The 26,194-nt window shown below is 66.5% G+C and carries 21 protein-coding genes and 2 tRNA genes; 12 read left to right on the top strand and 11 right to left on the bottom strand.

From position 1 onward, the window contains the following. Positions 1-110 precede the first annotated feature (110 nt). Positions 111-1,955 (top strand): translational GTPase TypA, encoded by a 1,845-nt coding sequence (gene typA / locus NEF64_RS04115; protein ID WP_031393418.1) that lies wholly within the window; start codon positions 111-113, stop codon positions 1,953-1,955. Positions 1,956-2,106: 151 nt separating this feature from the next. On the opposite strand, the gene NEF64_RS04110 is transcribed toward typA, so the two are convergent. The 3 genes from NEF64_RS04110 to ubiA are packed head-to-tail and all read right to left on the bottom strand — an operon-like array spanning position 2,107 to position 5,182. Further along, entirely contained in the window at positions 2,107-2,904 is a 798-nt protein-coding gene (locus tag NEF64_RS04110) for a 3'(2'),5'-bisphosphate nucleotidase CysQ (RefSeq protein ID WP_056407251.1), read from the bottom strand. Beyond that, positions 2,897-4,243 carry a TldD/PmbA family protein gene (locus NEF64_RS04105; RefSeq protein WP_056407249.1) on the bottom strand — a complete coding sequence of 449 codons (1,347 nt, stop codon included), beginning with the start codon at positions 4,241-4,243 and terminating at the stop codon, positions 2,897-2,899. The genes NEF64_RS04110 and NEF64_RS04105 overlap by 8 nt, the downstream gene beginning before the upstream one ends. A 15-nt stretch (positions 4,244-4,258) precedes the next feature. Beyond that, the gene (ubiA, locus tag NEF64_RS04100) at positions 4,259-5,182 is read right to left on the bottom strand and encodes a 4-hydroxybenzoate octaprenyltransferase (protein ID WP_056407247.1); all 924 of its coding nucleotides are present in this window, start codon (positions 5,180-5,182) and stop codon (positions 4,259-4,261) included. Positions 5,183-5,266: 84 nt separating this feature from the next. On the opposite strand from ubiA, the gene NEF64_RS04095 reads away from it, so the two are divergent. The 3 genes from NEF64_RS04095 to NEF64_RS04085 all read left to right on the top strand — a co-directional run bounded on the left by NEF64_RS04095 (position 5,267) and on the right by NEF64_RS04085 (position 7,728). Continuing rightward, positions 5,267-5,422, top strand: coding sequence for a hypothetical protein (locus NEF64_RS04095; protein ID WP_166746254.1), 156 nt, complete (start codon positions 5,267-5,269; stop codon positions 5,420-5,422). A gap of 79 nt (positions 5,423-5,501) precedes the next feature. After that, complete coding sequence (locus tag NEF64_RS04090; RefSeq protein ID WP_056407243.1) at positions 5,502-6,275, top strand: 16S rRNA (uracil(1498)-N(3))-methyltransferase; 774 nt, start codon at positions 5,502-5,504, stop codon at positions 6,273-6,275. Between the two features lie 64 nt (positions 6,276-6,339). Next, positions 6,340-7,728 carry a glutamate--cysteine ligase gene (locus NEF64_RS04085; RefSeq protein WP_056407241.1) on the top strand — a complete coding sequence of 463 codons (1,389 nt, stop codon included), beginning with the start codon at positions 6,340-6,342 and terminating at the stop codon, positions 7,726-7,728. Here NEF64_RS04085 and NEF64_RS04080 read toward each other — a convergent pair. Then, positions 7,725-9,044 carry a methyltransferase family protein gene (locus NEF64_RS04080; RefSeq protein ID WP_082446927.1) on the bottom strand — a complete coding sequence of 440 codons (1,320 nt, stop codon included), beginning with the start codon at positions 9,042-9,044 and terminating at the stop codon, positions 7,725-7,727. The two genes, NEF64_RS04085 and NEF64_RS04080, sit on opposite strands and share 4 nt — an antisense overlap. Positions 9,045-9,204: 160 nt before the next feature. On the opposite strand from NEF64_RS04080, the gene NEF64_RS04075 reads away from it, so the two are divergent. Both NEF64_RS04075 and NEF64_RS04070 read left to right on the top strand, forming a co-directional pair. Then, positions 9,205-9,278: transfer RNA gene (locus NEF64_RS04075), tRNA-Gly, on the top strand. A 516-nt stretch (positions 9,279-9,794) separates the two neighbouring features. Further along, entirely contained in the window at positions 9,795-10,637 is an 843-nt protein-coding gene (locus tag NEF64_RS04070; RefSeq protein WP_056407240.1) for a glycosyltransferase family 4 protein, read from the top strand. Here the strand turns inward: NEF64_RS04070 and NEF64_RS04065 are convergent. The 6 genes from NEF64_RS04065 to NEF64_RS04040 all read right to left on the bottom strand — a co-directional run bounded on the left by NEF64_RS04065 (position 10,634) and on the right by NEF64_RS04040 (position 16,359). Then, positions 10,634-11,785, bottom strand: a complete 1,152-nt coding sequence (locus NEF64_RS04065; protein ID WP_252574639.1) for an acyltransferase family protein — start codon at positions 11,783-11,785, stop codon at positions 10,634-10,636. The genes NEF64_RS04070 and NEF64_RS04065 overlap by 4 nt on opposite strands. A gap of 221 nt (positions 11,786-12,006) precedes the next feature. Continuing rightward, on the bottom strand, positions 12,007-13,740 hold the full coding sequence (mqo, locus tag NEF64_RS04060; RefSeq protein WP_234387406.1) for a malate dehydrogenase (quinone): 1,734 nt from the start codon (positions 13,738-13,740) through the stop codon (positions 12,007-12,009). Between the two features lie 404 nt (positions 13,741-14,144). Continuing rightward, positions 14,145-14,537, bottom strand: coding sequence for a helix-turn-helix domain-containing protein (locus NEF64_RS04055; protein WP_042467029.1), 393 nt, complete (start codon positions 14,535-14,537; stop codon positions 14,145-14,147). A 41-nt stretch (positions 14,538-14,578) separates the two neighbouring features. Continuing rightward, on the bottom strand, positions 14,579-15,037 hold the full coding sequence (locus NEF64_RS04050; protein ID WP_042467030.1) for a hypothetical protein: 459 nt from the start codon (positions 15,035-15,037) through the stop codon (positions 14,579-14,581). Between the two features lie 33 nt (positions 15,038-15,070). Next, positions 15,071-16,084 carry a sigma factor-like helix-turn-helix DNA-binding protein gene (locus NEF64_RS04045; protein ID WP_056407234.1) on the bottom strand — a complete coding sequence of 338 codons (1,014 nt, stop codon included), beginning with the start codon at positions 16,082-16,084 and terminating at the stop codon, positions 15,071-15,073. 188 nt (positions 16,085-16,272) lie between these two features. Further along, positions 16,273-16,359 (bottom strand) — tRNA-Tyr (locus tag NEF64_RS04040). Positions 16,360-16,485: 126 nt separating this feature from the next. On the opposite strand from NEF64_RS04040, the gene NEF64_RS04035 reads away from it, so the two are divergent. Then, complete coding sequence (locus tag NEF64_RS04035; protein WP_056407232.1) at positions 16,486-18,135, top strand: M20/M25/M40 family metallo-hydrolase; 1,650 nt, start codon at positions 16,486-16,488, stop codon at positions 18,133-18,135. A gap of 21 nt (positions 18,136-18,156) precedes the next feature. Next, the gene (gene rlmB, locus NEF64_RS04030) at positions 18,157-18,903 is read left to right on the top strand and encodes a 23S rRNA (guanosine(2251)-2'-O)-methyltransferase RlmB (protein ID WP_031440547.1); all 747 of its coding nucleotides are present in this window, start codon (positions 18,157-18,159) and stop codon (positions 18,901-18,903) included. 36 nt (positions 18,904-18,939) lie between these two features. On the opposite strand, the gene NEF64_RS04025 is transcribed toward rlmB, so the two are convergent. Continuing rightward, complete coding sequence (locus NEF64_RS04025; RefSeq protein WP_031396278.1) at positions 18,940-19,257, bottom strand: 2Fe-2S iron-sulfur cluster-binding protein; 318 nt, start codon at positions 19,255-19,257, stop codon at positions 18,940-18,942. Between the two features lie 72 nt (positions 19,258-19,329). Between NEF64_RS04025 and NEF64_RS04020 the strand changes: the two genes are divergently transcribed. From NEF64_RS04020 to glgB, 4 genes are all read left to right on the top strand, one after another. Next, positions 19,330-19,953, top strand: coding sequence for a DNA-3-methyladenine glycosylase family protein (locus NEF64_RS04020; RefSeq protein WP_252574637.1), 624 nt, complete (start codon positions 19,330-19,332; stop codon positions 19,951-19,953). A gap of 170 nt (positions 19,954-20,123) precedes the next feature. Then, a complete protein-coding gene (locus NEF64_RS04015) occupies positions 20,124-21,431 on the top strand; it encodes an Nramp family divalent metal transporter (protein ID WP_056407506.1) in 1,308 nt (435 codons plus the stop codon). A gap of 130 nt (positions 21,432-21,561) precedes the next feature. Beyond that, positions 21,562-23,988 carry a glycogen/starch/alpha-glucan phosphorylase gene (locus NEF64_RS04010; RefSeq protein ID WP_199848918.1) on the top strand — a complete coding sequence of 809 codons (2,427 nt, stop codon included), beginning with the start codon at positions 21,562-21,564 and terminating at the stop codon, positions 23,986-23,988. Beyond that, entirely contained in the window at positions 23,985-26,147 is a 2,163-nt protein-coding gene (glgB, locus tag NEF64_RS04005; RefSeq protein WP_031396273.1) for a 1,4-alpha-glucan branching protein GlgB, read from the top strand. Before NEF64_RS04010 ends, glgB begins: the two co-directional genes overlap by 4 nt. Positions 26,148-26,194 lie beyond the last annotated feature (47 nt).

Raw genomic sequence — 26,194 nt, 5'->3', positions numbered from 1 at the left:
TTTCCGGCAGCGGGGAACCATTCGGGCGGCAATCGAAACGCCAAACTTGCCGCATCGCGGAATAAACGCTAAGCGCGCCTGCAAATTCCGTCCAAACCGAAAGCATTCCCATGAGCCTCCGCAACGTGGCGATCATTGCGCACGTCGATCACGGCAAGACGACGCTGGTCGACCAGCTCTTCCGCCAGTCCGGCACCTTCCGCGACAACCAGCGTGTCGAAGAGCGCGCAATGGATTCCAACGACCTCGAAAAGGAGCGCGGGATCACGATTCTCGCCAAGCCGACCTCGGTCGACTGGACGCCCCCGGGCGAGAGCGAGAGCATCCGCATCAACATCGTCGACACGCCCGGCCACGCCGATTTCGGCGGCGAAGTCGAGCGCATCCTGTCGATGGTCGACGGCGTCGTCCTGCTGGTCGATTCGTCGGAAGGCGCGATGCCGCAGACCAAGTTCGTCACCGGCAAGGCGCTGGCCCTCGGCCTGAAGCCGATCGTCGTCGTCAACAAGGTCGATCGTAACGACGCGCGCATCCAGGAAGTGCTCGACGAAGTGTTCGATCTGTTCGTGTCGCTCGACGCGAATGACGACCAGCTCGATTTCCCGGTGCTCTATGCTTCGGGCCGCAACGGCTATGCCTCGACCGACATGGACGCGCGCCAAGGCACGCTGATCCCGATGTTCGAGACGATCGTGAAGCACGTGCCGCCTCCCGCCGTGGAAGTTGCCGGCGTGCCGTTCACCTTCCTTGTCACGCTGCTCGATCGCGATCCGTTCCTCGGCCGCGTCCTCACCGGTCGCGTCAATTCGGGTACCGTGAAGACCAACCAGGCGATCCACGCGCTCGATAACGACGGCAAGATCATCGAGACGGGTCGCGCGTCCAAGATCATGTCGTTCCGCGGCCTCGACCGCGTGCCGGTCGACGAAGCCAAGGCCGGCGACATCATCTCGCTCGCAGGGCTTTCGGTTGCGACCGTCGCCGACACGATCGCCGACATCACGGTGACCGAGCCGCTGCACGCGCAGCCGATCGATCCCCCCACGCTGTCGATGCGTTTTGCCGTGAACGATTCGCCGATGGCGGGCCGTGAAGGCACCAAGGTGACGTCGCGCATGATCCGCGAGCGCCTGTTCCGCGAAGCCGAGTCGAACGTCGCCGTGAAGGTGACCGAGGCAGCCGACAAGGACAGCTTCGAAGTCGCCGGTCGTGGCGAGCTCCAGCTGGGCGTGCTGATCGAGACGATGCGCCGCGAGGGCTTCGAGCTCGGCATCTCGCGTCCGCGCGTGCTGTTCGGCGAGGACGAGGACGGCAAGAAGACCGAGCCGTACGAGACCGTCATCATCGACGTCGACGAGGAGCATTCGGGCACCGTCGTCGAGAAGATGAACATCCGTAAGGCCGAACTGACCGACATGCGTCCGTCGACCGGTGGCAAGACCCGCATCACCTTCTCGGCGCCGAGCCGCGGGATGATCGGCTATCACGGTGAATTCCTGTCCGACACGCGCGGCACGGGCATCATGAACCGGCTGTTCGAGAAGTATGGTCCGCACAAGGGCCAGATCGAAGGCCGCAAGAACGGCGTGCTGATCTCGAACGGGTCGGGCGAAGCGAACAACTATGCCCTCGGTCCGCTCGAAGAGCGCGGCATCCTGTTCGTGGGTCACGGCGAGGCACTCTATGAGGGCATGATCGTCGGCGAGAACGCCAAGCCGGACGACCTCGAGGTCAACCCGATGAAGACCAAGGCGCTGACCAACTTCCGCGCGAGCGGCGGCAAGGACGACCAGGTCCGCCTGTCCCCGCCGAAGCGTGCGACGCTGGAGCAGGCGATCGCGTACATCGACGACGACGAGATGGTCGAAGTCACGCCGAAGTCGATCCGTCTGCGCAAGCGCTTCCTCGACGCGAACGAGCGCAAGCGCGCGAGCCGGGCTAAGCAGAGCGCGTAAGCCTGGCACGGCGAAGCCGGCCAAGCTTACAAGCTCGGCCGGCCTCGCTCAGGCGAGGTCCGACGACGCGGCTCCGCCGCGGCGCTCCCCAAAACGAAAAAGGCCGGAGGGAAACCTCCGGCCTTTTTCGTGTCCAGCGAAGCGCCCAGCCCTACCCCAGAATAGCCGCCGCCCGATCCGCCAGCCGCGCGATCGCCGCGCGGTGGATCCCGCGCGTGCTCGCGACGACCCCGAACGCCTGCGGGCGCGGCTTGTTGAACACCAGCGGGATCCCGACCGCGTCGGTCACTGCCGCGCCGGCCTCGCTCGCGACCAGCGCGGCGGCGGCGATGTCCCACTCATTTCCCCAGCGCAGCGTCGCGACCAGGTCGGCCCGGTCGGCTGCGACCATCGCGATCCTAAGCGCGATAGAATTGGGTTTCTCCACCACTACCAGATCGCGGTCCGCCTTGGGCAGTGCATCGGTCGGCACGCGCGATCCGGGAAAGTCGGTGCGCGATCCGGCCCGCAGCACCGCGCCGTTAAGCGTCGCGCCTTCGCCCAGCGCCGCCGACCAGACCTCGCCTCGCGCTGGCGCATCGAGCACGCCGATCACCACCCGCCCGCGCTCGACCAGCGCGATCGACACGCACCAGCCCGGACGTGCCCGGATATAATCGCGCGTGCCGTCGATCGGGTCGACGACCCAGAGCCGGTCGCGCGCAAGCCGCGCGGGATTGTCGGCGGTTTCCTCCGACAGCCAGCCGGCGTCGGGCAGCAGTGCGGACAGCCGCACCTTCAACATCCGGTCGATATCGATATCGACCTCGCACACCGGACTGCCCGGCGTCTTTTCCCAGCGGCGGAAATCGGTCCCGAACCGCGCTAGCGCCGTCTGCCCGGCTTCGGCAGCGATCGATTCGACCGCCGCGCGCAACGTCGTGGCCGGACCCGGGGGCGGTTCAGCCACTCGCCACCGTCATCCCCTCCACGCGCAACGTGGGCACGTTGATGCCGTAGCGGAATTCGAGGTCGTTGGCGGGGGTCATCGCCAGGAACATGTCCTTCGCATTGCCCGCGATCGTAAATTCGGCGACCGGCCCGGTGATGACGCCATTCTCGATTCTGAAGCCCGCCGCGCCGCGGCTGTAATCGCCAGTGACGCCATTCGCGCCGCCGCCCATCAGTTCGGTGACATAGACGCCCGACACGATATCCTCGATCAGCGTCTCGGGCGGCATCGTGCCCGCTTCCATGAAGACGTTGCTCGTCGACACACCCGGCGCACCGTTGACGCCGCGCGCGGCATGGCCGGTCGGCTCAAGCCCCAATTGGCGTGCCGACGCCGAATCGAGCAGCCAGCTTTCGAGCATGCCGTGCTCGATGATCGCGGTCGGCGACACCGGCAGCCCTTCGCCATCGAACGGCCGCGACCGCAATCCGTAAGGCCGATGCGGATCGTCGCGGATCGTGATGCCATGCGCAAACACCTGCGATCCCAGCGAATCGAGCAGGAAGCTGGTCTTGCGCGTGATCGCCTGCCCCGCGATCGCCGCGATCAGATGGCCGAGCAGCGAACTGCCGACGCGCGGGTCATACACCACCGTCATCGGCCCGCTCGCGAGCCGCCCCGGATTGAGCCGCGCGACTGCCTGCTCGCCCGCGCGCTGCCCGATCGCCTCGGGCGATTCGAGATGCTGGCGGTGCCGCACGCTGTGATAGGCATAGTCGCGCTGCATCGCGCCGCCCTCGCCCGCCAGCACGCTCGCCGACACGCCATAGGCGGTCGAGGCATAGGCGCCCGCGAACCCATGGCTGGTGGCCAGCGCCCAGACGCTGCTCGACGCGCTTGCGCCACCGCCTTCGCTGTTCGTCACGCCGGGCACCGCGCGCGCCGCATCCTCCGCCGCGGTTGCCGCATCGCGTAGCTGCTCGGGCGAGACCTCACCGTGATCGGCAAGCCCGAGCATCGGCGGTACGCCGTGCAACAAGCGATTTTCAGGGGCGAGGCCGGCCCAGGCATCCTCGGGGGCCTCGCGCGCCATCGCCACCGCGCGCGCCGCGAGCGCGTCCATCGCCGCGGACGACAGGTCGGAGGTCGAGACGCTCGCCGACCGCTTGCCGACGAACACGCGCAGGCCCAGGTCCTCGCTTTCCGACCGGCCGATATCCTCGAGCTTGCCGAGGCGGATCGAAACGTCGAGCGAGGCATCGGCGGCGAAGACCGCATCGGCGGCGTCCGCGCCGGCGGCCTTGGCGCGCGCTACGATGTCATGGGCGCGGTCGCGGGCTTGATCGGGTGTGAGCATGTCGCCGATCTAGGGTCACAGGCTCGTGCCGACAACCACGCAGGCGAGGAAGATCAGCAACCCGGTGAAGCGGTTGGCGCGGAATCGAGCGAGCGCACCGGCGCTGTCGTCCGCGCGCAGCGTCGCGACCTGCCACCCCAGATGCAGCGCGGCGGGCGCCAGCGCGGCGATCGCGAGCGGATCGGGCCGCATCGTCCAGAACGCCGCCGCCCAGAACCCGACCGCGATCGCATAGAAAATCCCGACCCCCGCCTTTACATGCCGCCCCATGCGCAGCGCGGACGACCGGACACCGATCATCGCATCGTCCTCGCGGTCCTGCAGCGCATAGATCGTGTCATAGCCGATCACCCAGGCGATTGAGCCCGCATAGAGCAGCCACATCGGCAACGTCAGCGCGCCGGCGATGTCGCTCCACCCGACCAGCAACGCCCAGCTGAACACCAGCCCGAGCCATGCCTGCGGCCACCAGGTGATCCGCTTCATGAACGGATAGGCGGCGACCGGCGCAAGGCTCGCCAGCGCGACGATCGCGGCGAGCGGCGTCAGCTGCAGCAGCACGACCAGCCCGACGAGCGCCAGCACGCCGAGCCAGATCCACGCCAGCCGCAGCGAGACGAGCCCGCTCGGGATCGGCCGCGCGCGCGTCCGCGCGACCTGCGCGTCGAGATCGCGGTCGACGATGTCGTTGAACACGCAGCCTGCGCCGCGCATCGCGATGCTGCCGAGCAGGAACCACGCGATCAGATCCCAGCGCGCCCACGCCCCGCCCGCCAGCGCGATCCCCCAGGCGCCCGGCCAGAACAGCAGCCACCAGCCGATCGGCCGGTCGAACCGCGCGAGCAGCGCCAGCCCGCGCAGCGTCGGCGGAAGCCGCGCGACCAGGCCGCGATGTTCGCTGTCGGGGACGATGTCCATCGGGCTCGGTGTGGTCTGCATGACGCGGGGCGTAGGAAGACGGCGTTTGGCGCGCAAGCCCGCAGCGGCTAGGATAGCGTCAGTGTCGCGTTCGAGCCCCTTTGCATGATCGGCCTTTCGGTCGCGGTCGGCCGTTTCGTCGAGGCGCTCTTCTGGGGCATCTTCCGCGTCGCCGGCGCGGTCGCGGGCGCGCTGATCCTCGGCATCGCGGTCGCGATCATCGTATGGATCGTCGCCCGTAAACTCTGGAACCGCCGCTGACCAATCCTCCGGACGGCGGAGGATCGCGAACGAGCGAAACGCCCTCCCCGCATGCGGCGGGATTTGCTAGGCCCCCGCAATGCCTGCAACCCCAGCCTGGCCGCCGCAATCCACGCCGCGGCTGTTCGTCGACACCCCGCTCAGCCCCGGCCCACTCCCGGCCGACGGCCCCGCCGCGCATTATCTCGCCGGCGTCATGCGGCTGAAGATCGGCGACCCGGTCAAGCTGTTCGACGACCGCACCGGCGAATGGCTCGCCACCGCGGCCAGCGTCGGCAAGCGCGACCTCGTCCTCGACGTGACCGAACGGCTCCGCGAACGCGAGGCGGTGCCTGATCTTTGGCTCTGCGCCGCGCCGCTCAAGAAAGGCCGGGTCGACTGGCTCGCGGAGAAGGCGTGCGAGCTCGGCGTCGACCGGCTCGTCCCGGTCGTCACGCGCCGCACCGTGGTCGACAAGCCCAATACCGACCGTCTGCGCACGCACATGATCGAGGCGGCCGAGCAATGCGGGCGCACCGCGCTGCCGCAGGTCGCCGAACCCGTGAAGCTCGCAGCGTTGCTCCGCGACTGGCCCGCCGATCGCACGCTGTTCTTCGCCGACGAAACCGGCGGCGCGCCCGCGCTCGCGGCAATGCGCGCGCATGCCGGTCCCGCAGCGATCCTGATCGGCCCCGAGGGCGGTTTCGACGCCGACGAGCGTGCCGCGATTCGCGCGCACCCGCAGGCGGTCGGCATCGGCCTCGGCCCGCGCATCCTCCGCGCGGAAACCGCAGCGGCGGCAGCGGTCGCGCTGTGGATGGCGGCGGCGGGCGATTGGGCGGCCGAACCGCCCGTCCCGTCACCCGTCGCGTGACATTGCTACCGACCGGTCCGAATCCCCTCTAGCACCCTCGTTCATCGCCGCGTAAGGCGCGGCGATGACGAGCAAGACCGCCCCTGCAAAGACCAGCCCGACGATCGAGTCGCGCGACCAGTTGATCGCCAGCTTCGCGCGCGGTGAAAAGCCCAAGGACCGCTGGCGGATCGGCACCGAGCACGAGAAATTCGTGTACGCGAAGGACGACCATCGTGCGCCTTCGTACACCGAGGCGGGCGGCATCCGCGCGCTGCTCGGCGAGCTCGAGCAATATGGCTGGGCCCCCGTGTTCGAGCGCGGCCCCGACGGTACCGAGAACGTCATCGCCATGACCGGTGCGGACGGCAGCATCAGCCTGGAGCCTGCAGGCCAGTTCGAACTCTCGGGCGCGCCGCTCGAGACCCTCCACGAAACCTGCGCCGAGACCGGCCGCCATCTCGAACAGGTCAAGGCCGCGGGCGAAAAGCTCGGCATCGGCTTCCTCGGCCTCGGCATGTGGCCCGACAAGACCCGCGCGGAGCTGCCGATCATGCCCAAGGGGCGCTATGCGATCATGCTGCGGCACATGCCACGTGTCGGCAGCATGGGGCTCGACATGATGCTGCGGACCTGCACGATCCAGGTGAACCTGGATTACGCGTCGGAAGCGGACATGGTGAAGAAATTCCGCGTCGGCCTCGCGCTTCAGCCGCTCGCCACCGCGCTCTTCGCCAATTCGCCGTTTACCGAGGGCAAGCCCAACGGCATGCTGTCCTATCGCAGCCATATCTGGTCCGACACCGACCCGCACCGCACCGGCATGCTGCCCTTCGTGTTCGAGGATGGTTTCGGCTATGACCGCTACACTGACTATGCGCTCGATGTGCCGATGTACTTCGTCTACCGCGACGGCAAATATATCGACGCGGCGGGGCTCAGCTTCCGCGACTTCCTGAAGGGCGAGCTCAGCGTCCTGCCCGGCGAGAAGCCGACGCTCGACGACTGGACCGATCATCTCTCGACCGCCTTTCCCGAGGTGCGGCTGAAGACCTTCCTCGAGATGCGCGGCGCCGATGGCGGGCCGTGGAACCGGATCTGCGCGCTGCCCGCGCTCTGGGTCGGGCTGCTCTACGATCAGGGTGCGCTCGATGCGGCATGGGATCTGGTGAAGGACTGGACGATCGACGAACGCCAGTCGCTGCGCGATTCGGTGCCCAAGCTCGGGCTGAATGCGCCGATCGCAGGTGGCGGCCAGTTGCGCGACATCGCCGCACAGGTGCTCGATATCGCGGGTGCCGGCCTGTCGTCGCGCGCGCGCCTGAACAAGGCGGGCGACAACGAGACCGGCTTCCTCGATCCGCTGCGCGACATCGTCCGCTCGGGCAAGGTCCCCGCCGAGCTGCTGCTCGACAAGTATAACGGTGTCTGGGGCGGCGATATCGCCAAGGTCTACGGCGTGGAAAGCTTCTAGGCGCCTGACGCCCGGCCTGACCCAGCCACCCACGCCAGAAGGCGCGGTACCGGTCCGTTGCGCGCCATCCAGTCGCTATAGGCGCGGTAATCGGGGTCGAAGCCCAGATGCCGCTCCTCGGTCCGCGCACGCCAGTAATAGACCCCGCTGACCGCCGCGAGCAGCAGGGTCGCGCGCATCGCGTCGATCGGCGTCCCCGTCGTCAGCACGGGGATCGTCGACAGCCACCAGAACAGGTTCTTCGACAGATAGGCGGGGTGCCGCGACCAGGCATAGGGCCCGTGCGTCAGGATCCCGCGGTTGGTGAGATTGGAGAATCGCAAGCCGAACGCCATCGTCGCCCACGCATAGATGGCGGTCAGCGCGACCAGCACCGCGCCGATCAGCACCAGCAGGACGGGGTGATACTGGAACCAGACGTCCCATTCCTGCGTGCCCGGGTGATAGTCCATCGGCCCGCCGTCACTCATCAGGATGATCGGCGGATAGCACATCAACGCCGCCATCCACGCCGCCGCAAACGGATTGGCGCTGCGGATATGCGAATCGAGCGGTCGCAGCGTCAGGACATAGCCGACCGTCGCAAAGGCGACGTCGATCAGGAACATGAAGGTGATCAGCCACCTGGCGAGCGCGACAGGGTCGCGCAGGATCGCGCTTGTGTCGCCGCGGATGAACTCGCCAAACCCGCCGGGCACGATCGCGAGCATGAAGGCGAGGAAGAACGCCTTCACTCCCCAGCTGCGCAGGTGGTTGTGGAGCGCAGCACGGTCGACCCCCGGCTGCCCGGTCAGCCATGCCCCGAGCGACCAGGCCCCGTCCTTCGGTTCCACCAGAAAGCGGTCGAGCCAGAGGACATAGGGGATCGACACGAGCACGAGGATCGGCACGGCGTTGGTGAAGCACCACATCGCAAAGGCGAAATTCCCCTCCCAATAGAATCGCCCGGTGCCATAGATCACCGCGATCCCCGCCCAGGTCACCCAGAAGGCGGCGAGCTTGGTCAGGCTGACGTCGATCGTCTCGCGCCATGGCCGGGGCCGCGACCAGTCCAGCCCGGTGCTCGGCCGGCGATGGACCTTGTCGACCAGCACCGACCACAGGATCATCGGGACCGCGCAGGCGAGCAGGTTGACCAGCGCGGCATAGGGCCCGTCCATCCCCCAGCCGCGCGCGCACGCCACCCATCCGAGCACCCCCGCCAGCCCCGCCAGCCCGGCGCCGTGACTGACGGCAGACGCGGGGCGCGGATCCGCGGCGCGGCGCCGTTGCAGGGTCAGGCTCGTCGTCTCGGGAAGCACAGGCGCGTCGGACATGGCGCCAGGGGTAGCCGATTTTCGTCAGCAAACCATGAACCATCCTGCCCCGGCTTGCACCACCCCACGAGCCGCGCTATCGCGGTCCTACACCTTCTGCCGCCCGTCTCGCCTTCGCGACGGTCAGAGCGGGGGCGCAGGCCGCGGCAACGCCGGCTTCGCGGGTATAGTACAATGGTAGTACAGCAGCCTTCCAAGCTGAATACACGGGTTCGATTCCCGTTACCCGCTCCATCGTTTCCAAGAGTGTCGACCCGTCTTGACGGGCGTAGCCCGATCGTCGGCCGACGATACCGTGATACGCGCTGTTATCAACGACGACAGCCGGCATAGCGAATTCTGTGCCTTAGAGCACCCGCCCCCCCCGCGCCTGTTATTCTTTGAAATGGGGCCCCCATTCCGATTTCGACATGACCCATTTGCTGATTTCTGGTAGCTCTACGACGCATATTACCGATGATTTCGGGATGAAATACTATTAGCAAGTCTTTTCAACGATGGGATGTCGACTTCACGCTTTCGCTTCACAATCGAACCGGAAAGTATTTTATCGGCAGGGACATTATCGACACGCTGCCGGAGGTATTTTGCAGCGTGAAGATATGGAGGCTTCCCGAAAGGGTCGGCGTCAATGCCTTGTCCCGCAAAGTCATCGGTCGATTATGGGCCGAAGAGGATCGCCTCAGAGCCCGGTATCCCAAGCTGCTGCCGCGACAGCGGAGCCGACGCGCGGTCCTTCATCTCGATCCGATGACCGTGCTGGGCTGGCACGTCACGTCGCATGATGCCGTGCTGTGCCACGATCTCGGCCCCCTGACGCATCCCGAACTCTTCGCCCCGTCCGTCACCGCGCTCTACGAGCGGGTCTATGCACGCATCGCCGAACGCCAGCCCCGCATGGCCTTTGTCAGCCAGGCATCGCGGACAGCATTTCAGCGGCTCTATGGCACCGGGTCCCCCGCCACCGTGATCTATCCACCGATCCGCACCGGCGTGGCGGGTGGCGCGCAACACGCCGTGGACGGCGTCGAAGGCCTGTTTCTGCTGACCGTGGGCAGCATCGGGCGCCGCAAGAACCAGCTGGCCAGCATCCGCGCATTCGCGCACGCGGGCCTCGCCGATGCGGGCTATCGCTATGTCATCTGCGGCAGTCGCGAGCCGGGATCCGAGGCCGTCATCGCCGAGGCGGAGCAAACCCCCGGCGTCATCCTCCTGCCCTATGTCTCGGACGAGCAGTTGCGCTGGCTCTATGCGCATGCGCGGGGGTTCGTGCTGGTGAGCCTTCTCGAGGGATTTGGCGTCCCCGTCGCGGAAGCGATGCGTAACGGACTGGTGCCGCTGATCAGCGCCGACAGCGTCCTCGAAGAGGTCGCGGGACCAAGTGCGATCGCGGTCGATCCGCACTCCGTCGAGGCCATCGCCGCGGGGATGATACAACTCGCCGAACTCCGCCCGGACCAGATCGCGGCACGGCGGGTCGATCTCGAGGCGCGTCTCGACGCGTTCTCGATGCCGACCTTCGTCGATGCGTGGAGGGCCTTTCTGCGTGCCGAGGCCGAGCATCGGCCGCCGCCGCTCGTCGCCTCGCGCTAGCCGACCGAGACGGCACGACGCGGGACGAGCAGGCGCGCACCCAGATAGGCGAGCGCCGGCTTTTCGACGTAGCGGCGGACGACCTCCGCCACGATCAGCGCAGCCCCCACAATACCGACCGCTGCGATCAGTCGCTCGGCGAGCGGCTGGCCCGCCACCAATCGAGAGAGCAGCATGACGACCGGCAGATGCGTGGCATATAGCGGGAAGGAGATATTCCCCAGCCATGTCAGCACGCGCGACTGCTCACGCTGTCCAAGTGCGCCGAGCAAAACGATCATCGGGTTGGCGCACAGGATGTAGAAGAGCGACAGCGGGATGCCAAACCAGGAGACGCCGGGCACGATCATCGGAAAGAGGAGTGCGGCGACCAGGATCACCGGCGCAACATCCGCCTTCACGCGACGCGCCTCGTAGATCCGGTATACGACCACCCCCATGCAGAAGGACGCCAAGGCCCTGACCGTCGTTGGCACGATCATATCGACCGACTGATAAAAGAAATGGACGCTATTATGGTCGATGGCGATCCAGGTGATCGCGACCGAAAGGATGAAGGCGATCGCGATCAGCCGTCGATTGCCAAGCGCCTTGACGGATATCGCCCAAAGCAGATTGACGAGGATCTCTGCAAAAAGCGACCAATAGACGCCGTTGAACCAGACCAGGTTCTGCCCCTCGAGCCGCGGCAGGACGACGAGGGACAGGGCAAACGCCCGATAGGCGGATGACGCCCCCGGACCGCCCGCCATGCCGAGCGCCACGAGCACGGCCACCACCGATCCGGCGAGCACGCTTGGCCAGAGCCGAACCACCCGTGACACCAGAAAGCGCGCCAGCTCACCCCCGCCCTCGCGCAACCGCCGCTCGTGGGCGAAGGCGAGGACGAAACCGCTAAGACACAGAAAAAAGTCCACCGCGATATTACCATGGACCGTCATTCCGCTCGGGAACTTCAGGAAGATACCGATATGGTATGCCACGACCATCAGCGCCGCGCCCCCCCTCAACCCATCCAGTGCGACAAAGCGACGTTTCGAGTGTTCGGCGGCCCGGACAGGCTGCATATACATTCCCCCAGCGCTTATCCCGATTAGGCGGGGCAAAACACGAATATCGAGAGAACTGTCGGGGGCATCGACAGACAAGTCTATCGTGTTTTTTGACCAAGACCGTCCCAGGTCGACATGATTTCGACGGCTTTACTATTCTGGCGTTCTGATGATCGCTCACGCATGACCGCAAGGTGGGCGATCTTCGTTATCGGGGTGGATCGGATATGAGGCATTTCCCGCCAGCAGGGCCCGCCTGCGCGCCATCGCTTACCCCTCCCCGGCAATGCCGGGGAGGGCGCGATCGAGGACAGAGGTCAGAGGGCGAGGTCGGGGCTGCGGTCCGGCTTGACGCGCATCGCGGCGGGCCGGGGCTTGGTCGCGACATGGACGGCCGGCGAGGCGATGGCGAGTTGCAGCGTATCGGCGGTATTGCCCCAGTGATCGGCGAGCAGTTCGGGATGCTCATTGAGCTTGATGCCGTAGCTCGGGACGATCTCGCGGATCTTGGCCTGCCAGCCGGCGGTCGACAGCCGGTTCGGAAACACCTTCTTGAGCAGGTCGAGCATGATCGACGGCGCGGTCGACGCACCCGGCGACGCGCCGAGCAGCGCCGCGATCGAGCCGTCCTTCGACGCGACGATCTCGGTGCCCAGCTTCAGCACGCCGCCCTTTTCAGGATCACGCTTGATGATCTGCACGCGCTGGCCCGCCTGCCACAGGCGCCAGTCGCCGTCCTTGGCGCCGGGGAAATATTCGCGCAACGCCTCCATCCGGTCGGCATCCGACATGATCAGCTGCCCTGCGAGATATTCGACCAGCGCGAAATCGTCCCAGCCGACCGCGACCATCGGCCGGAAATTGTCGATCGTCACCGATGCAGGCAGATCGAAATAGGACCCCTGCTTCAGGAACTTGGTCGAGAAGGTCGCGAACGGTCCGAACAGCAGCGCCTGCTTGCCGTCGAGATAGCGGGTGTCGAGATGCGGCACCGACATGGGCGGTGAGCCGACCGCGGCCTTGCCGTAAACCTTGGCGAGATGGCGGTGCGTGATCTCCGGCTTGTCCGCGACCAGGAAGGATCCGCCGACCGGAAAGCCGGCATAGTCGTCCGCCTCGGGGATGCCCGACTTCTGCAGGATCGGCAGTGCGCCGCCACCCGCGCCGGCAAAGACGAAGCGCGCATTGATGACCTGCTTGTCGTCGGTCTTCATGTCGCGCGCGGTGACTTCCCAGCCGCCCTTGGCATTGCGCTCGAGCGAACGAACCTCATGCCCCGTCGTCAGCGTGAAATTCGCCTGCTTGTCGAGCGCGGCGATATATTGCCGCGTCACCGTGCCCCAGTCGCAGTCCGTGCCGAGCGGCGAGCGGGTCGCCGCAAGCGGCAGCGACGCGTCGCGGCCCTGCATCATCAGCGGCACCCATTTGGCGATCTGGGCGCGGTCGGTGGAGAATTCCATGCCCGAGAAGAGCGGGCTGGCGCCCAGCGCTTCCCAGCGCTTGCGCAGGAAGGCGACATTCGCGTCGCCCCAGACGAGGTTCATGTGCGGGGTCGAGTTGATGAACGTCCGCGGTGCGCCGAGCATGCCGGCCTTGACCTGGTGGCTGAGAAACTGGCGCGTGACCTGGAACTGCTCGTTGATCTCGACCGCCTTGGCGATCTCGACACGGCCGTCGGCCGCGTTGACCGGCGTATAGTTCAGTTCGCACAGCGCCGAATGGCCGGTGCCCGCGTTGTTCCAGCCGCCCGAGCTCTCTTCGGCAACCTTGTCGAGCCGCTCGACCAGCTCGATCGTCCAGCTCGGCTCGAGCTGGCGCAGCAGCACGGCGAGCGTCGCGCTCATGATGCCGCCGCCGATCAGCAGCACGTCGACCGACCGTTCCGTCGTCGCGGCCTGCGCCGGCGACAGGGGGACCATGGCGGAGGTCCCCGCGACGCCTGCAACGATCGCCGAGCCTAGAAGATTGCGGCGCGTTACGCCCGTGCCGGCCGCCGGGGCATCGCCTGCCTGCTCGGCGGTCCGCGTGTCGTCGTTCGATCCAATTCGCACTATGATGCCTTTTTCGTTACCGCCTGCCCGCCCCCGATCCCGGCCCCCGAGGGGCGGAGACGGCTAAGGGCGCATCGCCGGATGATGGATGGGCTGCGCAGGATCGGCCGAAAGACGCACAGAAGCGATCGACCGAGCACAACCGTTGCTCAAAGTCCTCGCCCATTTGCCGGAATCTATTGGGAGGCCCGCAAACCAGTAAAATTGACGGGTATCCGAGACTTACATGCCATCACAGGCGCAATTTTACAAGCTTTGGATGGCGGACGGCCGGATCGGGGCCCGCCATGCGCGGCGTATCGAGCCGCGCGGCAGCAGCCGCGAAGACGCCCGGTCGGCGCCGGCCGCAGGGATCTTGTTCGTCCGTCCGCCAAGCTCGACCGGTCACCCGGCCGGCTTGCGGATCAGCAATCCACCAGACCCGCGAGCAGATCGCTCATCCGCTGACGCCCGACGACCGACAGCTGAATATGCGATCGTCGACCGTCATTTTTGTCGCGGGTCCGCAGAACGAGACCCGCCTCCTGCAGGATCGCAAGGTAGCGCAGCGCCGTCGCCGAGGGCGCCCGCGCACCGATGCACACCGCGGACACGCTGAGCTGACGCCCCTCGTGATGCGAGATGAACAGGTCGAGCAGCATGTCCCAGGCGGGTTCGGAGAACAGGTCCGCACCGAATGCCGCGTCGCGCTGGCGACGCAGTTCGTACAGATGCTTGGCAGCGCTCACCAGGCGGGCGGGATCGACGGCGGCGGGTGCAAGAGCCGGCCCGGGCCGTGCGCCGTTCAAGAGTCGCATGAAAGGAATGGCATAAGACATTTAAAGCCTCAGATGCAGGGCTAAGGAAGGGTCGGGTCCTGGCGGCTCCAGTCGAGATCCCAGCCTCGCGACCGGACCCGTCTGGCATGCCGCATCGTTCCGACGGCGAGCAGCAGGACGATGGGGTAGCTCCACATGACCGACAGGACCGCATAAGCGAGCCGGATCACGTCGGGGTTGATCGCCCGGGCCAGATGCGCCCCGGTCCCCAGTGCATGGAGCGCGGTGACCCAGGCCGGCCAGAACCGATCGGCGTGCAGCGTGATGGCGATCATCACGCCGAGCAGGACGATGTCGACGGTCATGATACCGATCTCGACGTCGACGAACTCGCCTGCGCCAAGCTGGTGAAACATCCGCGTGGCCAGTGCCGCGAGCAGCAGGGCAAGCCCGGTCAGCCGCTCGGGGGCACCGCCACGCCAGAATGCATAGCCGGTCGCCGCCAGTTGCAGCGCGTTGAAGATCCAGACGCGGTCCACGTTATCGGGTCAAGCGATCCACCGGCCGCGTCGTCAGGCGGCAACGACGAGGTGCAGTCGCGCATCGTCGCGCAAAGCCCCTTCGTTGGGCGGACACTCGCCCTCGTCACCATAGGCATAAAAGGCACCGAGGCCGATTTCGCTGCGTACCGCGACCAGCGCCCGGTGCGCGTCGACAAAGCGCTGGCGGGCCTTGATCAGATCGGACGATGCATCCGCGACGAGTTGCAGCGCGGCGATCCCGGTCGCGACCGGCAATCTTGCCGCCGCAAGCTGCTGCAACAAGGTCGCGACGCAGGAAGCAGCGAGCGACGCGGCCTGGTCGACCGCTGCCTCTGCCTTCAGAAAGTCCGCGGTAACCCTGTCGGTTGCCTGACGACGTTCCTTCAACATGTCGAATTTCCCACCCCAGCGCGACGAATGCTCAACCCGGGGAGAGGCGGCGCTGCCGCGAACCTGCCTGAACAGGCTCGTCATGGTCATCGTCATCGTCACCAGCGCCACCGTGGTGATCGCCAGCAACGCCATGAGCCCGACCAGTCGGATCAGCCTGTCCCCCTTGGACAGGCGGTTCCGCGCCGCTCCCTCCGGTCCGCCTCCGGGCGTCATCCCCATGAAGCGGCGGACAAGCCCCCATGGATCGTCCTGGCCGACCTGTGGCGGATGCGACGGCGCGCGCGCTACGTCGATTGGTTCGGATGGGAGCCGATCATACGTCGCGACCAGCAGGTCGGACGACGGCGTTGGCGACGTCCCGTCCTCCGTCCTGTCGTTCGCAGCGCGGGGCGCGGGCGTGGCGGAGGGCATGACGCGGGGCTCTGCGGGCACATCGAAATCCCCGGCGGTTTCGTGCCGTTGCAACAGCCGCGCAGCCTCGAACCGCGACCCCGCGCCCAGCACCTGGACCGCGCGTTCGATCCGCTTGTCGATCGCCGACGGCGACACGCCGAGCAGCGCTGCGATCTCCTTTGAATTATGATGCGTCAGGACCAGTCGAAGACAGGCCCGTTGCGCTTCGGTCAGGAGATCAATGCGGCTGGCAGACATAGACCTACATTAACCGCAATTCCGCGGTTAGGCATCCCTGTTTGAAGCGCGCAAAATGCCGTCGCGGGACGCGTTTTCGCGCACGATGTCCGCACGACATCCCGGCACAGATCTGAAGGTTGTGAGGTTCGCGCCTGGCCTTGCTACCGGCGAAGGACCAAAGCTTGGGCGGTGATACCGCAAAGCTTTGGTGGACAGGGCTGGATTCGAACCAGCGTACGGGAAACCCGGGCAGATTTACAGTCTGCTGCCTTTAACCACTCGGCCACCTGTCCAACGGGGCCACTCTCTCGAGCGAGGCGGCTCAATGGCGAAGCTTGTCGGTGCTGTCAACGCGGGTTGCGCCAACTTCCGCCCCCGCATAGCCTTTCATGCATAAAAAATTGCCCAGGGGGACCTTCATGCACCAATCGCGTCCGTGCCGACTTGCCATTTTCGCCGCAACCGTAACGATCATCGCGCTCAGCCCCGCGGCCGCCAAGGAGCGTGGCGGCACCGCAAAGCCCGATCAGCCCATGGTCAACCGCATCATCGACGAAGGGACCAACCACAGCCAGGTCATGGTGACCGTCCAGCATCTGACCGACGTGATCGGCCCGCGGCTCACCAATTCGCCGTCGATGCGCACGGCCGAGGCATGGACGCAGCGCCGCTTCGCCGACTGGGGCCTCACGAATGTCCACAAGGAAGGGTTCGCATTCGGTCGCGGCTGGTCGATCGAACGGTCGAGCGTGCGGATGACGACGCCGCGGGTGGTACAGCTGACCGCGATCCCCGTCGCCTGGACGCCCGGCACGAACGGCACCGCGCTAAGCGCGCCCGTGATCGTCGCACCGATGGCGCGCGAGCGCGACTTCGCGAAATGGCGCGGCAAGCTCAGCGGCAGAATCGTGATGCTCACGCGGCCCGGCACCGGCGACGAACCCGCCGAGCCCGCGTTCAAGCGGCTGAGTGGCGAGGATATCGCGAGGCTCGACCGGTTCCAGCAGCCGAATTACGACCCCGATGCCGCCGACCGCCGGATGAAGCGGCTCGATTTCTCGAAGAAACTCGATGCGTTCCTGAAAAGCGAAGGTGCGGTCGCGACCGCGACGATGGCCTATCACGACGGCAAGCTGGTCAGCGGCGAAGGCTATCTGTTCGGGGTCGGCGACACGCCCGTACTGCCCGGCGTGCAGATCGCCGCGGAGGATTACCGCCGCCTCGCGCGGCTCGCCAAGGCGGGCCCCGCCCCCACGCTCGAGATCGTCAGCGACGTCCGCTTCGACGACAGTGATGCGCAGGCGTACAACATCATCGCCGACATTCCCGGGACCGATCCGAAGGCGGGCTATGTCATGGCGGGCGCGCATCTCGACAGCTGGGTCGCTGCGGATGGTGCCGCCGACAATGCGGCAGGCTCGGCGATGATCATGGAGGCCGCCCGCATCCTGGCCGCAACCGGCGTCCGCCCGAAGCGGACGATCCGGTTCGCGCTCTGGTCGGGCGAGGAGCAGGGCATTCTAGGTTCGATGGCCTATGTCACCCGCCATCTGGCGACGCGCGGCAGCCCCAACGACCCGCCGCAGACCGGGATGCAGAGCTATTACGGCTTTTCGCAGAAATGGCCGATCACCCCGCTGCCGGGTCATGCCGACCTCGCCGCCTATTTCAACATCGACAATGGTTCGGGTAAATTGCGCGGGCTCTATGCGGAAACCAACCCCGCGGTCGTGCCGATCTTTCGCGACTGGCTCAGCCCGTTCGCGTCGATGGGCGCGTCGAACGTCGTCCTGCGGCCGACCGGCGGCACCGATCACGTCTTCCTGCAGCAGGTCGGCGTGCCGGGGTTCCAGTTCATCCAGGATCCGCTCGATTATGGCAGCCGGATCCATCATACGTCGGCCGACACCTTCGATCACCTGAAGGCCGACGACATGCGCCAGGCGTCGATCGTGCTCGCATCAGTGTTGCTCAGCGCGGCGAATGCGGACAAGGCGCTGCCACGCACGCCACTGCCGACCAAGCCGGTGGTGACCGACCCTTATGGATATAGCGATGACGATGACTGATATGATGACGGGAGCGCTCTGATGGCAGCACGCAAGGGCCACCGGCCGAGCAAGGCCCCCGCGGGGCGTCCGCGCTTCTGGGGCAAGCATGCGGTGGGCGCCGCGCTCGCCAATCCCGAACGCACGGTGCGCAAGATCATGGGCACGCGCGAGGCGCTGGCCGGGTTCGACCTCCCCGCCGCCGTGCCGGTGACCTTCGCCGAGGCCACCGATCTCGCGCGACTGGTGCCGGGCGACGCCCCGCATCAGGGCGTGGTGATCGAGGTCGAACCGCTCGAGGACATGTGGCTCGCCGACCTGCTCGAGCATGGCAAGGACGACAACCGTCCGCTCGTCATCCTCGACGGCGTGACCGATCCGCATAATGTCGGCGCGATCCTGCGCTCGGCGGCGGCGTTCGATGCGCTCGGCATCGTCACGCCCGACCGCAACGCGCCACCCGAATCGGGCACGATCGCCCGCGCCGCGTCGGGCGCGCTCGAAACGGTGCCGTGGATCCGCGTGGTGAACCTCGCCCGCGCGCTCGAGGAAATCGCCGAAGCCGGGTTCTGGCGGATCGGCCTCACGGGCCATGCGACGCAGACGTTGTCCGAGGCGATGGGCACGCAGCGCGTCGCGATCGTGCTCGGCGCCGAGGGCGAGGGCATGCGCAAAAACACCGAGGATCACTGCGACGAGCTCGCCAAGCTCCCCATCTCGGAAAAGGTCGAGAGCCTCAACGTCTCGAACGCTGCCGCGATCGCGCTCTACGCGGTCACGACGCGCTGAACGTCCCCCTCTCCCCCGCGGGGGAGAGGGGCCGGATCAATCCTCGGCGGCGATCCGGACCTTCAGCCCGTCAAGCGCATCGGTCATGTCGATCTGGCACGACAGCCGCGAATAGTCGTCGCGGTCGCTGGTCGAATCGAGCAGGTCGTTCTCGTCCTCGCTCATCGGCTTGAGTTTGGCCGCAAATTCTGGGTCGACATGGACGTGGCAGGTGGCGCAGGAGCAGCAGCCGCCGCACAAAGCGAGGATCTCGTCGATCCCGGCGTCGCGGATCACTTCCATGACCGAAAGACCCGTTTCGCCCATGAGCTCGCGTTCTTCCCCGTCCCGCGTCACGACGATAAGCTTGGGCATGCTGTCCTCCGAAAAACCGTGCGCGGTCCATGCCGCGCGCCGCCGCCCCGATCAAGCTGCAAGGTTCGCGTCATGGGCCTGAACGCCGACCAGTTGCAGGCTGCCATGACCGCGCTGTGTGCGATCGAACCCGCCTTCGCGGCCGCGGTCGCGAACAAGGGCCACCCTGCCCCGCGGATCAGCGAGCGCGGCTTCGCGACGTTGCTCCGCACCATCCTCGGCCAGCAGGTCAGCGTCGCCTCCGCGCAATCGGTCTGGAACAAGCTCGACGCGCTTGTCGGCGGTGCCGCGGACCCCGCCAACATCGCCGCCGCCAGCGACGAGACGCTGCGCAGCGCGGGGCTGTCGCGGCAGAAACTCGGCTATGCCCGCAGCCTCGCCGACGAGGTCACGAGCGGCCGGCTCGACCTGACGAACCTGCCCGCCGACGACGAGGAGGCGATCGCAGCGCTGGTCCGGGTCAAGGGGATCGGCCGCTGGTCGGCGGAAATCTATCTGCTGTTCGCCGAGGGCCGCACCGACATCTGGCCCGCGGGCGACCTTGCGGTCCAGATCGAGATCGGCCGCATCCTCGGCCACGACGCCCGCCCGAGCGAGAAGCTGACCCGCGAACTCGCCGAAGCCTGGCGCCCGCACCGCGGCGCGGCAGCGATCTTCCTATGGCATCATTACCAGGCCGACATGAAGGTGATCTGACCGCGGCCGCTCAAGCGTGGCCAAGCCCGCGAGACCCCACTCGCCCCCTCCCGTCATGCTGACGAAAGTCAGGATGACGGGAGCAAGGACAGCCGTGCGCCGCCCGTCCGATATCCGCCGGCCGACCGAACCGCTTGTCCCCCTTGCGCGCATCCGGCAAAGCACCCGCGATGCCGCCGCCCAGTTCCGCCCTCGCCCATTCGCTGTCCGACAGCTATCGCACCGTCGCGATCCCCGAAGGCGCGCCCTTCTGGCGGCGGCTGTTCGCGTTCGTCGGGCCGGGCTATCTCGTCGCGGTCGGCTATATGGATCCGGGCAACTGGGCGACCGACATCGCCGGCGGCTCGGCGTTCGGCTACACCCTCCTGTCGGTCGTATTGCTGTCCAACCTGATGGCGATGGTGCTTCAGGCGCTGTCCGCACGGCTCGGCATCGTCGCCGGGCTCGATCTCGCCCAGGCCTGCCGCGCGCATTATTCGAAGCGCGTTTCGGTCGTGCTCTGGTTCCTGTGCGAGATCGCGATCATCGCCTGCGATCTGGCCGAAGTGCTCGGCACCGCGATCGCGCTCAAACTGCTGTTCGGGCTCCCGCTGGTCTGGGGTGTCGTGCTCACCGCGCTCGACGTGTTCCTGATCCTCGCGCTGCAACGCTTCGGCTTCCGCAAGCTCGAGGCGTTCATCGTCGCGCTGCTGGTAATCATCGCCGGTTGCTTCATCTTCGAGCTGTTCCTCGCGCGGCCCGACATGGCGGGGGTGCTCGGCGGACTGGTGCCGACGACCGAGATCGTCACCAACCCGGCGATGCTCTATATCGCGATCGGCATCCTCGGCGCGACGGTCATGCCGCACAACCTCTATCTCCACTCGTCGATCGTCCAGACGCGCGCGTTCGCGGCGACCGAGGCGGGCAAGCGCGACGCGGTGACGATGGCGACGATCGATGGCACGATCGCGCTCGGCCTCGCCTTCTTCATCAACGCCGCGATCCTGATCCTCGCCGCTGCGACCTTCCACGTCGCCGGGCGCACCGACGTCGCCGATATCGACCAGGCGCATGCGCTGCTCGCGCCGATGCTCGGCATGGGGGCCGCGAGCGTCGTGTTCGCAGTCGCGCTGCTCGCCTCGGGGCAGAATTCGACGGTGACGGGCACGCTCGCCGGCCAGATCGTGATGGAGGGCTTCCTCGACCTGCGCATGCCCGTCTGGTTACGCCGGCTGGTGACGCGGCTGCTCGCGATCATCCCCGCGGTATTCGTCGTCGGCGCCGCGGGCGATGCGGGCGCGACCCGGCTGCTCGTACTGAGCCAGGTCGTGCTGAGCCTCCAGCTCCCCTTCGCGGTCGTGCCGCTCGTCAAGTTCACCGGGGACGCGCGAATCATGGGTTCGCTCGTCAGCCCGGTCTGGCTCAAAGCGCTCGCCTGGGTCATCGCCGCGGTCATTATCGGCCTCAACGCGACGCTGCTGATCGGCATGCTCTGAGATAAACTGACATGGATCAGGGGATGCACGGCTAACTGGCCGATCGCGTCCCGCGACCTCGCAAGTCCGCGTGACAAAGGTGTCCGCGCGGCTAGGATCACCGGTGACGACAACGAGATCCGGAATTCGCGTGACCGCAAACCCCGCCCTGCAGCGCTCCGTCCAGTCGCTGGCCGATTCGATCCTCGACACGCTCGTCCACCGGATCGGCAAGGATGCGCAGGCCGCGCTTCCGCACGACTGGCTCGCGGCAACGATCCTCACCGTGCGCAACGACATCGTCGAACGCTGGATGGCATCGACCAAGGCGGCGCATGCGGCGGGCGCCAAGCGCGTCTATTATCTCAGCCTCGAATTCCTGATCGGCCGGCTGCTGCGCGATGCGGTGACCAACCTGCAACGCAGCGGCGAGGTGTCGCGGGCGCTCGCGCTGCACGGCGTCGACCTTGCCGCGCTCGAGGAGATCGAGCCCGATGCGGCGCTCGGCAATGGCGGGCTCGGGCGGCTGGCGGCGTGCTTCATGGAGAGCATGGCGAGCCTCGCGCTGCCCGCTTATGGCTATGGCATCCGCTATGTGAACGGCATGTTCCGCCAGCGGATCGACGATGGCTGGCAGGTCGAGATGCCCGAAAGCTGGCTCGCGCACGGCAATCCCTGGGAGTTCGAACGCCGCGAGAGCGCCTATTTCATCGGCTTCGGCGGCGAGGTCATCGCGACCGACAGCGGCCAGGTTCACTGGAGTCCCGCAGAGGCGGTCGAGGCGATGGCGGTCGACACCCCCGTCGTCGGCTGGCGCGGCGAACACGTCAACACGCTGCGGCTATGGACCGCGCGCGCGTTCGATCCGATCAAGCTCGACCGGTTCAACGCGGGCGACTTTTCTGGTGCGCTTGCGGACCAGCTCCGCGCCGAGACGCTCACGCGCGTGCTCTATCCCAACGACTCGACCGCCGCGGGGCAGGAGCTGCGGCTGCGGCAGGAATATTTCTTCTCGTCCGCCTCGATCCAGGACATCGTCCGCCGCCACATCCAGTATTTCGGCGACATCCGCACGCTGCCCGACAAGGCTGCGATCCAGCTGAACGACACGCACCCCGCGGTGTCGGTCGCCGAGCTGATGCGGCTGCTGATCGATCATCACGAATTCGCATTCGACGAGGCGTGGAAGATCACGCGCGCGACCTTCGGCTACACCAACCACACGCTGCTGCCCGAGGCGCTGGAGAGCTGGCCGCTGCCGCTGTTCGAGCGCCTGCTGCCGCGGCACATGCAGATCGTCTACGCGATCAACGCAAGGCTGCTGCGCGAGGCACGCGGGGTCACAGGGATAGACGACCGCGCAATCGCCGCGATCAGCCTGATCGACGAAGGCGGCGAGCGGCGCGTGCGGATGGCCAACCTCGCCTTTGCCGGATCGCACAGCGTCAATGGCGTCGCGGCGCTGCATACGCAGCTGATGAAGAAGACGGTCTTCGCGGATCTCCACCGCCTCTATCCGACGCGGATCAACAACAAGACCAACGGGATCACGCCGCGCCGCTGGCTTCAGCAATGCAACCCCGGCCTCACCACGCTGATCCGCGACGCGATCGGCGACGGCTTCCTCGATGATGCCGAACGGCTGATCGATCTCGATGTTTTTGCCGACGATTCCGCGTTCAGGGAGCGGTTTTGGGCGGTGAAGCGTTCGAACAAGGTGGCATTGGCAAATCATATCAAGGACAGCATGGGGCTGCGCATAGACCCCGACGCGCTGTTCGACGTGCAGATCAAGCGCATTCACGAATATAAGCGCCAGCTGCTCAACATCATCGAGACGGTCGCGCTGTACGACCAGATCCGCAGCCATCCCGAACGCGACTGGACGCCCCGCGTGAAGCTGTTCGCGGGCAAGGCGGCGTCGAGCTATCACAATGCGAAACTCGTCATCAAACTGGCGAACGACGTCGCGCGCCGGATCAATTCGGACCCGTCGGTCGGTGGACTGCTCAAGGTCGCGTTCCTGCCCAACTATAATGTGTCGCTCGCGGAGCAGATCATCCCCGCCGCCGATCTCAGCGAACAGATCTCGACCGCGGGGCTCGAGGCGTCGGGCACCGGCAACATGAAGTTCGCAATGAACGGCGCGCTGACCATCGGCACGCTCGACGGCGCGAATATCGAGATCAAGGACCGGGTCGGCGACGACAACATCTTCATCTTCGGGATGACCGCAGACGAGGTCGAAGCGAAGCGCGCATCGGGCTATGATCCGCGCAGCGTGATCGACGGGTCGAACGAGCTCTGCCAGGCGGTCTCGGCGATCGCCTCGGGCGTGTTCTCGCCCGATGATCGTCAGCGCTACGCCGGGCTGATGGGCGGGCTGTACGAGGGCGACTGGTTCATGCTCGCCGCTGATTTCGACAGCTATGCCACCGCGCAGCGCAGCGTCGACACGCGCTGGAACGATCGCGACGCTTGGGTCGCCTCGACCGTGCGCAACGTCGCGCGGGTGGGTTGGTTCTCCTCGGACCGCACGATCCGTGAATATGCCCGCGATATCTGGACGGTAATGTGAAGCCACCCGAAGGCGCCATCGTTGCCCTGCTGGAGGGGCGTCACGACGATCCCTTCTCGCTGCTCGGCGTGCATGCCGGCCCCGGCGGCACGTTTGCGCGCGCGTGGCTGCCGGGTGCGACGACCGCTGAGGCGCATGCGCTCGACGGCACGACACTCGGCACCCTCCCCCGGATCGACGATCGCGGCCTGTTCGAGGGGCCGATCGACGGCGATCCGCAACCGGTGAAATATCACGCCGAGGGCGGCGGCACGGACTGGTGGGTGACCGACCCGTACAGCTTCGGTCCGGTGCTCGGCCCGATCGACGACCTGCTGATGGCGGAGGGCAATCACCACCGCCTCCATGATAAGTTGGGCGCGCACCTGATCGAGCACGAAGGCGCGCCGGGCGTGCATTTCGCGCTCTGGGCCCCCAATGCGCAGCGCGTCTCGGTGGTCGGCGACTTCAACGACTGGGATGGCCGCCGCCATGCGATGCGCAGGCGCGGCGACGTCGGCGTCTGGGAGATCTTCATCCCCGACATCGCCGAATATCGCGCGTATAAATACGAGATCGTCGGTCCCGATGGCCGGCTCCAGCCGCTGAAGGCCGATCCCTTCGCCTTTGCCAGCGAACTGCGTCCCGCGACCGCGTCGATCACCCGCACGCTCGCGCACGAATGGGCGGATACGAGCCACCGCAAACACTGGGCCTCGGTCGATCCGCGCCGCGTGCCGATCAGCATCTATGAGGTGCATGCAGGATCATGGGACCGCGATGCCGAGGGCTGGTTCCTGACCTGGGATGCGCTCGCCGACCGGTTGATCCCGTACGTGGTCGAGATGGGCTTCACGCACATCGAGTTCATGCCGATCAGCGAACATCCCTATGATCCGAGCTGGGGCTATCAGACCACCGGGCTTTACGCGCCGTCCGCGCGGTTCGGCGATGTCGAGGGGTTCGCGCGGTTCGTCGACGGTGCGCATCTGGCGGGGATCGGCGTGCTGCTCGACTGGGTGCCGGCGCATTTCCCCACGGATGCGTTCGGGCTCGCGCATTTCGACGGTACCGCGCTCTACGAACATGAAGACCCGCGGCTCGGCTTCCACCCCGACTGGAACACCGCGATCTACAATTTCGGGCGGCGCGAAGTATCGTCCTTCCTCGTCAACAACGCGCTGTTCTGGGCCGAGCGCTATCATATCGACGGGCTTCGCGTGGATGCGGTCGCGTCGATGCTGTACCGCGATTATTCGCGCGAGGCGGGCGAATGGATCCCCAACGACACCGGCGGGCGCGAGAACTGGGAAGCGGTCGCGTTCCTGCGCGACATGAACCGCGCGGTGTACGGCCAGCATCCCGGCATCTTCACGATCGCCGAGGAATCGACCTCATGGCCGGGCGTCTCCGCCCCCGTCGGCGACGACGGCAAGAGTGGTGGCCTGGGCTTCGGGTTCAAGTGGAACATGGGCTTCATGCACGACACGCTCCAGTACATGGCGCGTGATCCGCTGCACCGGAAGCATCATCACGGCGAGATCAATTTCGGCCTGGTCTATGCGTTCAGCGAGAATTTCGTCCTGCCGCTCAGCCATGACGAGGTCGTCCACGGCAAGGGTTCGCTGCTGACCAAGATGCCCGGCGACGACTGGCAGCAATTCGCCAATCTGCGAGCCTATTACGCGTTCATGTGGGGCTATCCGGGCAAGAAATTGCTCTTCATGGGGCAGGAATTCGCGCAGCGCCGCGAATGGTCCGAAGGTCGCGCGCTCGACTGGTGCCTGCGCAACAGCCGCAGCCATGAGGGCATCCGCAACCTCGTCCGCGACCTCAACACGGTCTATCGCGACAAGCCCGCGCTCCATGCGCGCGATTGCGAGGCCGAGGGTTTCGAATGGCTGATCGCCGACGACGCTGCCAATTCGGTCTTCGCCTGGCTGCGCAAGGCACCTGGCGCGAAGCCCGTCGCCGTCATCGCCAACATGACGCCGATCGCGCGCGCGCCTTACCGCATCCCGCTGCCGCTCGACGGCCGCTGGTGCGAGATCATCAACAGCGACGCGCATGAATATTGGGGCAGCGGGCTCGGCAACCTCGGCGGCGTGGTCGCGGAGGACGGCGCGGCGTGGGTCACCTTGCCCCCGCTCGCGACGATCATGCTCGAGTTTGAGGGCTGAGACGGAACAAGCCGCGGGTAACGGGGCGTTATACGGCGGACGATTAG

The sequence above is a fragment of the Sphingomonas aerolata genome, from assembly GCF_023935825.1.
Lineage (GTDB): Bacteria > Pseudomonadota > Alphaproteobacteria > Sphingomonadales > Sphingomonadaceae > Sphingomonas > Sphingomonas aerolata.
The sequence above is the reverse complement of the archived record's forward strand: the minus strand, read 5'-3'. Positions and strand labels throughout refer to the sequence as shown.

Coding starts and splice junctions, on each gene's coding strand:
- NEF64_RS04070 (WP_056407240.1), top strand. CDS start 9,795: ATGACCGTGCTGGGCTGGCACGTCACGTCGCATGATGCCGTGCTGTGC.
- NEF64_RS04025 (WP_031396278.1), bottom strand. CDS start 19,257: ATGCCCAAGCTTATCGTCGTGACGCGGGACGGGGAAGAACGCGAGCTC.
- NEF64_RS04085 (WP_056407241.1), top strand. CDS start 6,340: ATGACGAGCAAGACCGCCCCTGCAAAGACCAGCCCGACGATCGAGTCG.
- ubiA (WP_056407247.1), bottom strand. CDS start 5,182: ATGCAGACCACACCGAGCCCGATGGACATCGTCCCCGACAGCGAACAT.
- typA (WP_031393418.1), top strand. CDS start 111: ATGAGCCTCCGCAACGTGGCGATCATTGCGCACGTCGATCACGGCAAG.
- NEF64_RS04080 (WP_082446927.1), bottom strand. CDS start 9,044: ATGTCCGACGCGCCTGTGCTTCCCGAGACGACGAGCCTGACCCTGCAA.
- NEF64_RS04035 (WP_056407232.1), top strand. CDS start 16,486: ATGCACCAATCGCGTCCGTGCCGACTTGCCATTTTCGCCGCAACCGTA.
- rlmB (WP_031440547.1), top strand. CDS start 18,157: ATGGCAGCACGCAAGGGCCACCGGCCGAGCAAGGCCCCCGCGGGGCGT.
- NEF64_RS04055 (WP_042467029.1), bottom strand. CDS start 14,537: ATGCGACTCTTGAACGGCGCACGGCCCGGGCCGGCTCTTGCACCCGCC.
- NEF64_RS04020 (WP_252574637.1), top strand. CDS start 19,330: ATGGGCCTGAACGCCGACCAGTTGCAGGCTGCCATGACCGCGCTGTGT.
- NEF64_RS04095 (WP_166746254.1), top strand. CDS start 5,267: ATGATCGGCCTTTCGGTCGCGGTCGGCCGTTTCGTCGAGGCGCTCTTC.
- NEF64_RS04105 (WP_056407249.1), bottom strand. CDS start 4,243: ATGCTCACACCCGATCAAGCCCGCGACCGCGCCCATGACATCGTAGCG.
- NEF64_RS04090 (WP_056407243.1), top strand. CDS start 5,502: ATGCCTGCAACCCCAGCCTGGCCGCCGCAATCCACGCCGCGGCTGTTC.
- NEF64_RS04045 (WP_056407234.1), bottom strand. CDS start 16,084: ATGTCTGCCAGCCGCATTGATCTCCTGACCGAAGCGCAACGGGCCTGT.
- NEF64_RS04015 (WP_056407506.1), top strand. CDS start 20,124: ATGCCGCCGCCCAGTTCCGCCCTCGCCCATTCGCTGTCCGACAGCTAT.